The 11,649-nt window shown below is 46.0% G+C and carries 15 protein-coding genes; 7 read left to right on the top strand and 8 right to left on the bottom strand.

The window, feature by feature from the left end; all coding sequences use genetic code 11:
* Positions 1-184: 184 nt before the first annotated feature.
* On the top strand, positions 185-718 hold the full coding sequence (locus ORJ00_RS13640; RefSeq protein WP_027671907.1) for a gamma carbonic anhydrase family protein: 534 nt from the start codon (positions 185-187) through the stop codon (positions 716-718).
* Here ORJ00_RS13640 and ORJ00_RS13635 read toward each other — a convergent pair.
* Together ORJ00_RS13635 and aroE are read right to left on the bottom strand one after the other, a co-directional pair.
* Positions 715-951 carry a DUF1488 family protein gene (locus ORJ00_RS13635; RefSeq protein WP_305974945.1) on the bottom strand — a complete coding sequence of 79 codons (237 nt, stop codon included), beginning with the start codon at positions 949-951 and terminating at the stop codon, positions 715-717. The genes ORJ00_RS13640 and ORJ00_RS13635 overlap by 4 nt on opposite strands.
* Positions 948-1,763: a shikimate dehydrogenase gene (aroE, locus tag ORJ00_RS13630; RefSeq protein ID WP_305974946.1), complete on the bottom strand. Its 816-nt coding sequence runs from the start codon at positions 1,761-1,763 to the stop codon at positions 948-950. Before aroE ends, ORJ00_RS13635 begins: the two co-directional genes overlap by 4 nt.
* A 29-nt stretch (positions 1,764-1,792) precedes the next feature.
* Between aroE and ORJ00_RS13625 the strand changes: the two genes are divergently transcribed.
* Positions 1,793-2,215, top strand: coding sequence for a group II truncated hemoglobin (locus tag ORJ00_RS13625; RefSeq protein WP_305974948.1), 423 nt, complete (start codon positions 1,793-1,795; stop codon positions 2,213-2,215).
* Here the strand turns inward: ORJ00_RS13625 and hemF are convergent.
* Both hemF and tsaC read right to left on the bottom strand, forming a co-directional pair.
* Positions 2,212-3,144: an oxygen-dependent coproporphyrinogen oxidase gene (gene hemF / locus ORJ00_RS13620; RefSeq protein WP_027671911.1), complete on the bottom strand. Its 933-nt coding sequence runs from the start codon at positions 3,142-3,144 to the stop codon at positions 2,212-2,214. The two genes, ORJ00_RS13625 and hemF, sit on opposite strands and share 4 nt — an antisense overlap.
* A 1-nt stretch (position 3,145) precedes the next feature.
* Complete coding sequence (gene tsaC / locus ORJ00_RS13615) at positions 3,146-3,700, bottom strand: L-threonylcarbamoyladenylate synthase type 1 TsaC (protein ID WP_306140115.1); 555 nt, start codon at positions 3,698-3,700, stop codon at positions 3,146-3,148.
* Positions 3,701-3,819: 119 nt separating this feature from the next.
* Here tsaC and purE point away from each other — a divergent pair, with 119 nt between their 5' ends.
* On the top strand, positions 3,820-4,311 hold the full coding sequence (purE, locus tag ORJ00_RS13610) for a 5-(carboxyamino)imidazole ribonucleotide mutase (protein ID WP_306140114.1): 492 nt from the start codon (positions 3,820-3,822) through the stop codon (positions 4,309-4,311).
* Positions 4,308-5,441 (top strand): 5-(carboxyamino)imidazole ribonucleotide synthase, encoded by a 1,134-nt coding sequence (locus tag ORJ00_RS13605; protein WP_305974953.1) that lies wholly within the window; start codon positions 4,308-4,310, stop codon positions 5,439-5,441. The genes purE and ORJ00_RS13605 overlap by 4 nt, the downstream gene beginning before the upstream one ends.
* Positions 5,442-5,457: 16 nt before the next feature.
* Here the strand turns inward: ORJ00_RS13605 and ORJ00_RS13600 are convergent, their stop codons facing one another.
* The 4 genes from ORJ00_RS13600 to ORJ00_RS13585 are packed head-to-tail and all read right to left on the bottom strand — an operon-like array spanning position 5,458 to position 8,714.
* Complete coding sequence (locus ORJ00_RS13600) at positions 5,458-5,997, bottom strand: DNA topoisomerase family protein (RefSeq protein ID WP_306140113.1); 540 nt, start codon at positions 5,995-5,997, stop codon at positions 5,458-5,460.
* A 15-nt stretch (positions 5,998-6,012) separates the two neighbouring features.
* Entirely contained in the window at positions 6,013-6,486 is a 474-nt protein-coding gene (locus tag ORJ00_RS13595; protein WP_305974954.1) for a DUF494 family protein, read from the bottom strand.
* Between the two features lie 2 nt (positions 6,487-6,488).
* On the bottom strand, positions 6,489-7,580 hold the full coding sequence (gene dprA, locus ORJ00_RS13590) for a DNA-processing protein DprA (protein WP_305974955.1): 1,092 nt from the start codon (positions 7,578-7,580) through the stop codon (positions 6,489-6,491).
* A gap of 24 nt (positions 7,581-7,604) precedes the next feature.
* Positions 7,605-8,714, bottom strand: a complete 1,110-nt coding sequence (locus ORJ00_RS13585; protein ID WP_027671918.1) for a LysM peptidoglycan-binding domain-containing protein — start codon at positions 8,712-8,714, stop codon at positions 7,605-7,607.
* Between the two features lie 123 nt (positions 8,715-8,837).
* Here ORJ00_RS13585 and def point away from each other — a divergent pair, with 123 nt between their 5' ends.
* Genes def through rsmB form a run of 3 tightly spaced genes read left to right on the top strand, consistent with a single transcriptional unit; the run spans position 8,838 to position 11,641 of the window.
* Positions 8,838-9,353, top strand: coding sequence for a peptide deformylase (gene def, locus ORJ00_RS13580; RefSeq protein WP_306140112.1), 516 nt, complete (start codon positions 8,838-8,840; stop codon positions 9,351-9,353).
* A gap of 12 nt (positions 9,354-9,365) precedes the next feature.
* Positions 9,366-10,322: a methionyl-tRNA formyltransferase gene (fmt, locus tag ORJ00_RS13575; protein WP_306140111.1), complete on the top strand. Its 957-nt coding sequence runs from the start codon at positions 9,366-9,368 to the stop codon at positions 10,320-10,322.
* A complete protein-coding gene (gene rsmB / locus ORJ00_RS13570; protein WP_027671921.1) occupies positions 10,319-11,641 on the top strand; it encodes a 16S rRNA (cytosine(967)-C(5))-methyltransferase RsmB in 1,323 nt (440 codons plus the stop codon). The genes fmt and rsmB overlap by 4 nt, the downstream gene beginning before the upstream one ends.
* Positions 11,642-11,649: the final 8 nt, after the last annotated feature.

Raw genomic sequence — 11,649 nt, 5'->3', positions numbered from 1 at the left:
TAACTCACCCGAAGCACCCTTACTGCAGCACCCCGTGGCATGGCGCGCATTATAGGGCGTTTTGAAACTCGTGCAAGGGGTTATTTAATAAAAACATAGCTTTTTAGATCGTTCGCATAAAGTTTCAACGATAAGCGCTTTTTTAGTACATTTACTGCATAATAACTCAGCATTAAAGGAGATTATGATGATAAGAGCATATAAAGGTATCTCTCCCGCTTTGGGGAAAGGTACATATATAGATAGTTCGAGCGTACTGATAGGTGATGTAGTATTAGGTGATGATGTCAGTATCTGGCCTTTAGTGGCTGCTCGTGGCGATGTGAACTTTATTCGCATTGGCAACAGAACCAATATACAAGATGGTTCGATATTGCATTTATCTCGTTCCAGTAAAAGTAAACCTGAAGGTTCACCACTTATTATCGGTGACGATGTTACTGTCGGTCATAAAGTCATGCTGCACGGTTGTACGCTCGGAAATCGGATACTAGTTGGTATGGGCGCCATTGTTATGGATGACGTTATAGTAGAAGACGACGTTATTATTGGTGCCGGCAGTCTAGTACCACCAGGTAAACATCTGCAAAGTGGTTATTTGTATGTTGGCAGCCCGGTGAAACAAGCTCGCCCTCTTAATGCAGACGAAAAGTCGTTTCTTAAGGAATCAGCGGCTAACTATGTGCTGCTTAAAAACGACTATCTGGCACAGGATTAAAGCCAGATTTCACCAACACTATTATAAGCGTCGTTAGCAATGGCATGCTCGGCGCTATCTTCCCAGTTAAACGCATCAGCTTTTACCTGCTGCAAAAATTTATCACCAGATACATTCTGTGGCAAACGAATAAAGCAGTTCACTCTTAAGCCAGACACCAGGCAAGTAAATGCCACAGCCTGTTTAGCAACATCATAGTAAAAGTCACTATTAAAAATCAGCTGTTGGTTCATTTAAAGAGCTGTGCTTTTAATAAGGCCATCACTGGTTCTATATCAGGTCGTTTGCCTCGCCAGATGTAAAATGCTTCTGCTGCTTGCGACAATAACATACCCAAACCATCGGCTATATGTAATACACCTTGCGCTTGGGCCCATTGTAAAAAAGGAGTCGGTTCAGGGCCATACAGCATGTCATAGGCAAGTGTGCAATGTTGCATATGAACCGCACTGATTTGCGGGCGTTCACCACTCAAGCCAGATGACGTTGCATTTATGACTAACGCATATTGCAATGTAGCTATTTGCTCAAAACTGCATGCTTGCACTCTGGCATCAAAACTATTTGCTATAGCAATAGCTTTGCTTTCAGTGCGATTAGCCAATACTATTTTTGACACACCCGCATCAAGTAAAGGACCTATAACGCCTCGACTGGCACCACCTGCCCCGAGTAGAAGTAATGTGGCCCCCAATAGCTGAAAACCAAGCCGGTTCAAATCCGCGACTAAACCTATACCATCGGTATTATCCCCACATAAATTCCCGGACTTATCTATATAAAGAGTATTTACCGCGCCCGCTTGCTGCGCCCTGTCAGAAAGTATGTCAGCCAGCAGAAAAGCCTGCTCTTTAAACGGTACTGTGACATTTGCCCCCTTACCCCCCAACCCAACAAAGCGATGCCAACTGTCGGCAAAGCCATCTAGTGGTGCTAACATAGCCTCGTAAGTCAGCCGCTCTTCGCATTGCATAGCAAACTGAGAATGAATAAAAGGTGATTTCGATTGCCCTATAGGATTACCGAATACAGCATAATGGTCCAAAACAAATGTCCATAAAGAAGTTAGTAAAGATGATTTTTAATAAAACGACGGTAAATAGCAAGCCACATCCCACTCCTGAGCAAACTCCTTATATTATGATGGGTGGCGAAGACTGTGTAAGACGTTTAGCGAATCGCTTTTATGACATTATGCAAAGCGACCCACTAGCCAAAGAGCTGTATGCTATTCATCCGCTGCCACTGGATACTATCCGGCAAAAGTTTTTTGAATTCTTGTCAGGCTGGTTAGGTGGGCCAGCACTGTTTGAACAAAAATATGGACACCCGAGACTGCGCGCCAGGCATATGCCATTTACCGTTAACGAGCAGCTACGGGATCAGTGGATGCTATGTATGAATAAGGCGTTAGATGAGGTAGTAGAAGATAAGTTACTGCGAGAAGGCATTCGCCAGTCTATCGGTCAACTGGCGAGCCATATGATTAATTGCTAATCATTCAACTTTAACCAATCCTGTGGTTTAAGATAACGCTCGTATAGTATAGCTTCAGGGCTGTCTTGCTCTGGTTCAAAACCATATTGCCACCTAACCAGCGGCGGCATCGACATCAGTATTGATTCTGTTCTGCCGCCGCTTTGTAAGCCAAATAAAGTGCCACGGTCATACACCAGGTTAAACTCAACATAGCGCCCGCGCCGATAAAGCTGAAACTGACGTTCTTTGTCGCCATAAGGTGTCGCCTTACGCTTTTCTATTATCGGCAAGTAAGCAGGAATAAACGCTTCACCCACGGCCTGCATCAGTGCAAAACTTTGCTCAAAACCCGGAGCATTTAGGTCATCAAAAAATAATCCGCCGACACCACGGGTTTCGTTGCGATGCTTCAGGTAGAAGTATTCGTCGCACCATTTCTTATAGTCAGGATAATACTCAGAGCCAAAAGGATCGACTGCCGTTTTCGCAGTTTGGTGCCAGTGCACAACATCTTCTTCAAATGGATAATACGGCGTTAAGTCAAAGCCGCCCCCAAACCACCATACTGGTGTTTCACCGTCTTTTTCAGCGATAAAGAACCGCACATTTGCATGCGTAGTAGGCACATATGGATTATTAGGGTGAATGACCAAAGAAACACCGCAAGCATTAAAGCTTCGACCTGCAAGTTCAGGCCGGTGCGCCGTTGCAGACGCAGGCATATTGGCACCAAATACATGTGAGTAATTAACACCGGCTTGCTCGAATACCTTGCCAGCCGTTAACACGCGGCTCTTGCCGCCTCCGCCTTCAGGTCGCTGCCAGGCATCCTCAACAAACTGCGCAGCGCCATCAGCCTGCTCCAGTGTTTTACAAATAGCATCCTGCAATTGCTGCAAGAACTGCTGAACGGTGGCTAAATGGTCATGCGGTTGACTCTGTGTCACATTAACTCCTTACAATATCGCCGGTTAAGGCATTACGGATTTGGCTAGGCTGTGTCGCCCCCCCCAAATCGCCAGGCATAATAGCAGACAATTTTCCGGCCATTCTTTGCTCCAACTCAATACGGTCGGTTATAGCAGGTTGCCCGGATAAATTAGCACTGGTTGAGACAACAGGTTTGCCATAAGCAATACACATTTGTTGTACTACAGGATGCCCACTTACCCGCACAGCAACAGAGTTAAAATTTCCAGTTATCCACTTAGGGGCCGTTTTACTTGCAGGCAGTACCCAGCTAACATGGCCTGGCCAACTTGAAAATATCTGGTACCGCTTCTCTGAAGGAATCGCGTTGTCATCCACATAGGGCAAAAGCTGAGAATAATTGGCTGCAATTAAAATTAGTCCCTTGTCAACCGGCCGCTGTTTGATTGCCAATAATGCCATTACCGCAGCTTCGTTGTCTGGATCGCAGCCTAGGCCATACACGGCTTCTGTAGGGTAAGCGATGACTTCACCATTATTTAATGCTTGTAAAACGGATTCAAGTTTTGTCATGGACTTAGTTTACCTTGGCAAATTTAACGAAAAACACAGTTAAAATTTTCTTCAGAAGCGCAACTGGCTATAATAGCGACTTCACGTTAATAGTTCATCACGTACAGAAGGAAACAACAATGCAAGTTGGCATCATCATGGGTTCTACTTCAGACTGGCCTACTATGAAACACGCCGCTGATATGCTGGATAATTTCGGTATTGCCTATGAAACCAAAGTTGTTTCCGCACACCGTACCCCACAGTTGCTGGCAGATTATGCTAACAGTGCGGCTAGCCGTGGCTTGAAAGTGATAATTGCCGGTGCCGGTGGTGCAGCTCATTTACCCGGTATGGCGGCTGCTTTCACCAGCCTTCCAGTGCTGGGAGTACCTGTGCAGTCTAAAGCACTAAAAGGCATTGATTCTTTACTGTCCATAGTACAAATGCCTAAAGGCGTGGCAGTAGGTACTTTGGCCATTGGTGACGCTGGAGCTGCAAATGCTGGGTTGCTTGCAGCACAAATTCTGGCCACAAACAGCCCGGAGCTAATGAGTAAAATTGATGCCTTCCGCAAAGCGCAGACAGATATGGTGTTGAGCCAGCCTGATCCGTCGCAGGTGCAATTATGAAAGTATTAGTTTTAGGCGCCGGCCAGTTAGCCCGAATGATGTCTTTAGCCGGTGCACCGCTGAATATCAGCATCAGCGCTTATGATGTCAACAGCGACAGCATAGTGCATCCTTTAACACAGCAGAATTTGGGCAAGGGTTTGGCCAATGCCATTGCCGATGCTGATGTGGTTACCGCCGAGTTTGAACATATCCCCCTTACCGTATTAGCCCAATGCCAACAAAGTGGTAAATTCCTTCCCGGAGAAACGGCCATTAAAGCGGGTGGTGACAGGCGATTAGAAAAACAGTTGCTAGATGATGCAGGAGTCCGCTCTGCCGCCTACCACATCGTTAATGTAGAAGCCGATTTTAATCATGCTATCACTACATTGGGCTTACCACTGGTGTTTAAAAGTGCCTTAGCCGGTTATGATGGTAAAGGGCAATGGCGCTTAAAGCGCGCTGAAGACGCCGCAGAAGTATGGCAGCAAATCAGCGCTTTTTTAGCGGCCGATGAAAACCAAAGTATCGTTGCCGAACAGTTTATTCCCTTTCAACGTGAAGTATCTTTAATTGGTGCCCGCCGGGCAAACGGTGAAGTGAAAGTCTATCCGCTGACAGAAAATCACCATGTTAATGGCGTATTGAGTGTTTCATTAGCCGTACCAGGCAATGAACAATTGCAGCAGCAAGCACAAGCTATGTTTACCGCCGTTGCCAACAAGCTCAATTATGTTGGTGTGTTGGCAATAGAGTTTTTTGACGTTGACGGTGAGCTATTAGTCAATGAAATTGCACCTCGGGTGCACAATTCAGGCCACTGGACACAACAAGGCGCCGATGTTTGTCAGTTCGAGCAACATTTACGCGCGGTGTGTGATATGCCATTAGGCAATTGCGAATTAGTTCGTCCAAGCCTGATGGTAAACATATTAGGTGAAGACAAGGTGCCAGAAGCTATTTTGTCTATTTCTGGGGTCCACTTGCACTGGTACGGAAAGTCGAAGCGACCAGGCCGAAAAATGGGCCATATCAATTTATCTGCCGCAAATAATAGTGAATTAAAAGCCCGCTTCGAACAGCTTATCAGCTTGCTTTCACCAGCAGCATTCCCTGAATTACAACTGATGGCTAATCGGCTTAACTAACGCTTATGCCGGCAGCTCAAGCGGCCGGCTGTTTCTCTGCACAGCCTTTATCTGCACAATATAGCCCACTTTTTTTCTCAATTAGCACCCCAAAACCGCAGCTGAGGCACACGCCTGCAACGGGTTTATCGTTCAGTAAAAACTTGCATTTAGGGTACTTATCGCAACCCCAGAACTGTTTACCAAACTTATTTACCCGCTCGGTCAGTTGGCCGTTGTTACATTTTGGGCAAGCTAATCTCTCAATGTCTGGCTGCTCACTATGCTCGTGCACCACAAAATTGCAATGCGGATAATCAGTACAACCGATAAACATGCCATAACGACCGTTTTTTACTGCAAGCGCATTGCCACACTGCGGGCAGGGTTCACTTTCCAGTACTTTTACAATACTGGTTTCATGCTGATGTAACGCTTTAATATAGTTGCAGGCCGGATAAGCACTGCAACCAAGAAAAGGACCATTTTTACCTGATTTCATTGCCAGAGGGTGCTGGCATAGCGGACATAGCTGTTGCTGTAACGGCAGGTTAAATAAATTGGAATCAGCGGTCATAAAAGGTTAAGCCGCTTAATGCAGCGGCCCTTCCGGTTCATCAAAAATAAGATCTTCCATTTGCGCGTAAGCAGATTCATGGCCAGGAACGTTAAACAACACCATCAAAACTACCCACTTTAAATCTTCAAGGCTAATACTGTTGCTATCGAGTTCCATCACGCGGTCAATTACCATTTCTCTAGTTAATGCATCCAACACATTAACTTGCTCAAGAAAAAGTAAAAAACCCTGACATTCAACATCCATTTTTGCCAGTTCTGGCGCACTGTAGATGCGAGTGGCATTAGAAATGCCCTTAGATAAATACGGTTTAACATGACTTTCCTGCAGCGCAGATAAGTTGTCGAGCCACTTTAACGCCTTAAAGATATCGTCGTCATGAAAACCTGCCCGGCTTAACTCTTTGGTCAGATCGGCATGATTAACGTAAATATCAGATTCATTGTGAATATAGTTTTCGAACAGATAAACGAGGATATCAAACATACTCAGGCACTCCTCACTCTTATGTAGCCACCAGGAACTGCTGCCACTTCACCCGCTAATTCAAGCTGCAACAGCGCTATTGTTGCGTCGGCGATAATAACACCGGCGCGCTCAGCAATCAGATCAACTGCGGTAACTTCATCTCCTACGTTAGCCAACAACTGTCGGGCAAACAAGTCTGTTTCAATACTTTTTTCAGCTTCTGGTGCAATTTTTAGACAAGTCTTACCGAAAAAGCGCCACTCTTCCAATATATCGGCCACAGACGTCACTAATTTAGCCCCTTGCTGGATTAAGCTATGGCAACCTGCTGACTGTGGGCTATACACCGAACCTGGTACAGCAAAAACATCACGACTGTACTCTGCGGCTAGATTCGCGCTAATCAAAGTGCCACTTTTCAACCCCGCTTCAACAACTATGGTGCCAATACTCAAACCCACCACTATTCTATTACGCTGCGGAAAAAGCTCAGCTCTGGCTTGAACGTCCGGGAAATACTCAGACACCAACGCCCCTTGCTCGGAAATAGCAGTAGCCAATGCTTTATTTGAAACAGGATACACCTGCTCCAAACCGTGCCCTAACACGGCAATAGTTAGACCGCCAACATGTAATGCACCCTTATGGCTTTCACTGTCGATACCACGTGCCATACCGCTGGTAATAACATAGCCTTGTTGGCTTAATTCGCTGGCAAAATTAAATGCCACTTTGCGACCAGTCGGTGTCGGTTGCCGGCTACCCACCATCGCTAACTGCTGTTGCGCCAACACATGGGGATCGCCTTTTACAAAAAGTATCAGGGGTGGCTGTTTTGTTTGTTTAAGTAAGGCGGGATAAATTGGATCATTAAAAGTGACAATATGGTGATGCTCGGCTTGCTCCAGCCAACGTATTGCATAGTCAGCCTTAGCATTGGCCTCGTAAGCTAAAATGTGCGCTTGTCGTTCGGTAAAGCCGATATTGCGTAAAGTGCTAGCGGGTAATTTTACCAGCTCTGCTGCTGAAATTTGCTCGCTAAGACGCTGAAACTTCAGACCATCCAGGCCATGAACAGAGGCTAAAGCGAGCCAGTTGCGGATATCCTCCATACAAACTGGCTCCTTCAAAATATCCTATAGATTTGCGACCTTATCCCCAATACGAATAGGTCGTGAAGTTTTGGTCACGATGGCGAAGCTGGTTCGCTCTGACACTTTGAACACCATCAACTCACCCACTTTTTCCCGTGGCAATTGAATCGTGCTGTCACCGAAATTTTTAAATATTTTTTGTAGCTTGCTGGCATCTTCAACGTAGACAGGGCCGTTTTTGCCATCAATTACCGTCGGAGAGTTACGATAAATACCCAGCATGTACCCTGCTTTAAGCTCATTCAAGCTGCCACGGTTAAGCACAACCACATCCCACTTCGTCAATTCACGCAGGTTAGACGCTGACTCGATAAGACTACCATCGACTTCAACCTCCGGTCTTTGCATAACAAAGAACGCAGGCAACGCCTGCCCTTCCAATGCCGGCATTAACCGGTCGCCTTGTTTAATTTCGCGTTTCACGCTTAATACATTTAAAGACGCAGCTTCAACAGGTGTGTCTTCGGTCGCGTCTTTGCCGCTACGAAATGCACGCGCTGTTGCAACTAACTTGGTTTCATAACCCAACACTTCTTGGGTGTCTGGGTCGATGTAGGGCTTACCTTGTCGATAGACACCATACGATGCACCCGCCTCCAAAACACCCTTAGCATAAATAATGTGATCTGCTGCTGAATTTTTCACATTCGCATTTGAACCCAAAATATAAGGAAGTCCAGCAATTCGTTCTTCAGTAAGTGATTGCTCAAACGTTAAATAATGACGAATCATACTTAAAGGTAAGGTACTAACAGCATCTTCACTTTTCAGCGTTTTACGAATAGTCGGCGTTAAACGCTTCACATTGTCGTTTACGATTAAACGTGGCCGCCCTTCTGCGTCATAGATCAGGGTTAACGTATTCCCGGGATAGATTAGGTGTGGATTATCTATTTGTGGGTTCATTTGCCACAACTGTGGCCACAGCCAGGGTTCATTAAGATAAAGAGCCGAAATATCCCACAGCGTATCGCCCTTCTTAACAACATAGTTAGCAGGAGCGTCGTCGCGAATTTTTAAAACATCGGCGAACACATTAAAACAGCCACTCATGACTACCAGAGTGACAACTATTGCAATTTTTTTCAGCATGCCTGCATCCTTGAGCGAATTCTTGTTGTAATTATTACACACTATGCTGTTAATACAGCGGATTAATGGCTAAAATTAAAACATACCACAACCTTTGAAACAAAGCATATTTTTGTAGGTGTTATGTCAGTTTTACAAGTTTTACATTTTCCAGACGAAAGACTTCGCACAGTAGCTAAACCGGTTGATGCCGTTACTGCTGATATTAAACAATTGGTTGCAGACATGTTAGATACCATGTATGACGAAAATGGTATTGGATTGGCAGCAACACAAGTGAACGTTCATCTGCGCGTAGTTGTAATCGATATTTCCGAAGACAGAAACGAACCTATGGTGTTTATCAATCCGGAAATTACCGCACGCAGAGGTGGAACCAGCTATGAAGAAGGCTGTTTATCTGTACCTCAGAATTATGCCATGGTTGATCGCGCAGCAGAAGTGACAGTAAAAGCATTGGATAAAAACGGTAATCCTTTTGAGTTGAATGCTGATGGCTTACTCGCAATTTGCTTACAACATGAGCTTGATCATCTACTGGGTAAACTCTTTATCGACTACTTATCGCCGCTAAAACGCGATCGCATTCGTAAAAAACTGGAAAAAGAAGCCAAAATGGCACAGCGTCATGCGCTGTAAACAGGAAATACCGTGACCACTCCTTTACGTATTATTTTCGCGGGTACGCCTGATTTTGCAGCTTGCCACTTGCAAGCGCTACTAAACTCAGAACATCAGGTTATTGCTGTTTATAGCCAGCCAGACCGGCCTGCAGGCCGTGGACAACAACTACAGCCTAGCGCGGTAAAGCAACTGGCGTTAAAACATGCTATAGACGTTTATCAACCAAAGTCGCTAAAAAAGGCTCGGGCTCAAACTGAGTTGGCCGCGCTGAATGCAGATCTGATGATAGTAGTAGCCTACGGCTTAATTTTGCCGCAAGTCGTATTAGATACGCCACGTTTTGGTTGTATTAACGTGCATGGGTCTTTGCTGCCACGTTGGCGTGGTGCTGCACCCATTCAGCGCGCCATTTGGGCCGGTGATACCCAAACCGGTGTCACCATCATGCAGATGGATGCAGGGTTAGATACCGGCGCAATGTTAAGCACGGTCAGCTGTAATATTGAAGCCAATGATACTAGTGCGTCTTTGTACAACAAGCTCGCCGACCTTGGGCCGTCAGCCTTGCTTGAAGCGCTAAACAACCTACCGTCATTACAGCAACAAGCACAAAAACAAGATGAAAACCTGGCCAATTACGCCGAAAAATTAAACAAAGACGAAGCCGCTGTTGATTTTACTAAACCGGCTAATGTGCTCGAACGAGAGATAAGGGCGTTTAACCCATGGCCCGTGAGTTACATTACCCTGCCACAAGGCAATGTAAAAATTTGGCAAGCCAGTGTGGATACTGCAACACACCAGGCTAAACCCGGAACCGTGTTGTCAGCAGACAAACAGGGTATCCGCATTGCGTGCAGCGACAACATATTAGTCATTACTCAATTGCAACCACCGGGTAAAAAAGCGATGGCAGCTGCCGACTTTTTAAATGGCCGCTCTGACTGGCTATCTCCCGGTTTGGTGCTTGGCGCCGAATTATGAGCTATAACATTCGCACCTTAGCAGCACGCAGTTGTTATGACGTAGTCGATCAAGGTATGTCTTTGTCAGAAGTGTTGCCAAAAGCGCAAGCATTGCTAGACAACCCTTTAGATAAAGCGCTACTGCAAGAAATTTGTTTTGGCGTAATGCGTTTTTTGCCTCAGTTAGAAGCTGTTTGCAACCAATTGATGAGCAAACCCTTGGTTAAGCAGCTAAGACCGTTACAGTTTTTGCTTTACGTCGGCATTTATCAGCTTAAATTCATGCGTATTCCAGACCATGCCGCCATTAGCGAAACAGTCGACGCTGCACGCGAGTTAAAAGGTCAATCCCTTACCAAACTGATTAATGGCGTGTTGCGTAACGTTCAGCGCCAGCCTGCATTATTTGACTTCGATAATGCCCCCGCTGCAGTACAATTTAACCATCCAGGCTGGCTGATTACTGAATTGCAGCAAGCATATCCGCAGCAGTGGCAACAAATATTAGCTGCGAACCAGCAGAAAGCTCCGCTTTGGTTAAGAGTCAACGTAGCTAAAATCAACCCTACCGATTATGCGGCAGCACTGACCCGCGACGGCATTGAATACAGCCGACCAATTGCCGATTTACCCGCTGCCATAAAGCTAATGCAGGCGCAAGATGTCACCACCTTGCCTGGCTATGATGCAGGTTGGTTTTCAGTACAAGACGGCGCAGCACAATATGCTGCGACGTTGTTGCAGGTCGATAGTAGCCAAAGCGTTTTAGACGCTTGCTGCGCGCCGGGGGGGAAAACCTGCCATATTCTGGAGCTCGCACCACAAGCAGACGTTACTGCTGTTGATAAAGAACCCAAACGCTTGCTTCGCGTGCATGAGAACCTAAACCGGCTTGGTTTGACTGCAAACGTTATTGCCGCTGATGCCAGCGAGCCAGACAGCTGGTGGCAAGGCCAACTATTTGATCGCATTCTTTTGGATGTGCCCTGCTCGGCTAGTGGCGTTATTAGGCGTCATCCAGATATTCGTTGGTTACGAAAAAAAGCTGATATTGCCGCCTTGGCATCATTGCAGCAGCACATTTTGCAACAATGCTGGGCACTTTTGGCACCAGGCGGCACCCTGCTTTATGCTACCTGTAGCGTACTACCGCAGGAAAATAGCGACCAAATCAGTTACTTTTTACAACAAAACAACGATGCCAAACTCGACATCTTGCCACAGCAATTAGCAGAGCAGCCTTACGGTTGGCAGCTTTTACCCGGAGAGCAAGATATGGATGGTTTTTTCTATGCCCGGTTACTAAAAACCGACCTCAATAGCATCAGCCCAAAATAGCGAGTCAG

It is taken from the genome of Rheinheimera baltica, assembly GCF_030731985.1.
Classification (GTDB): domain Bacteria; phylum Pseudomonadota; class Gammaproteobacteria; order Enterobacterales; family Alteromonadaceae; genus Alishewanella; species Alishewanella baltica.
The sequence above is the reverse complement of the archived record's forward strand: the minus strand, read 5'-3'. Positions and strand labels throughout refer to the sequence as shown.

What these genes read in the sequence shown, in the direction of transcription:
- ORJ00_RS13640 (WP_027671907.1), top strand. Translation starts at nt 185, where the DNA reads ATGATGATAAGAGCATATAAAGGTATCTCTCCCGCTTTGGGGAAAGGT.
- ORJ00_RS13635 (WP_305974945.1), bottom strand. Translation starts at nt 951, where the DNA reads ATGAACCAACAGCTGATTTTTAATAGTGACTTTTACTATGATGTTGCT.
- ORJ00_RS13625 (WP_305974948.1), top strand. Translation starts at nt 1,793, where the DNA reads ATGATTTTTAATAAAACGACGGTAAATAGCAAGCCACATCCCACTCCT.
- tsaC (WP_306140115.1), bottom strand. Translation starts at nt 3,700, where the DNA reads ATGACAAAACTTGAATCCGTTTTACAAGCATTAAATAATGGTGAAGTC.
- purE (WP_306140114.1), top strand. Translation starts at nt 3,820, where the DNA reads ATGCAAGTTGGCATCATCATGGGTTCTACTTCAGACTGGCCTACTATG.
- ORJ00_RS13605 (WP_305974953.1), top strand. Translation starts at nt 4,308, where the DNA reads ATGAAAGTATTAGTTTTAGGCGCCGGCCAGTTAGCCCGAATGATGTCT.
- ORJ00_RS13600 (WP_306140113.1), bottom strand. Translation starts at nt 5,997, where the DNA reads ATGACCGCTGATTCCAATTTATTTAACCTGCCGTTACAGCAACAGCTA.
- ORJ00_RS13595 (WP_305974954.1), bottom strand. Translation starts at nt 6,486, where the DNA reads ATGTTTGATATCCTCGTTTATCTGTTCGAAAACTATATTCACAATGAA.
- dprA (WP_305974955.1), bottom strand. Translation starts at nt 7,580, where the DNA reads ATGGAGGATATCCGCAACTGGCTCGCTTTAGCCTCTGTTCATGGCCTG.
- ORJ00_RS13585 (WP_027671918.1), bottom strand. Translation starts at nt 8,714, where the DNA reads ATGCTGAAAAAAATTGCAATAGTTGTCACTCTGGTAGTCATGAGTGGC.
- def (WP_306140112.1), top strand. Translation starts at nt 8,838, where the DNA reads ATGTCAGTTTTACAAGTTTTACATTTTCCAGACGAAAGACTTCGCACA.
- rsmB (WP_027671921.1), top strand. Translation starts at nt 10,319, where the DNA reads ATGAGCTATAACATTCGCACCTTAGCAGCACGCAGTTGTTATGACGTA.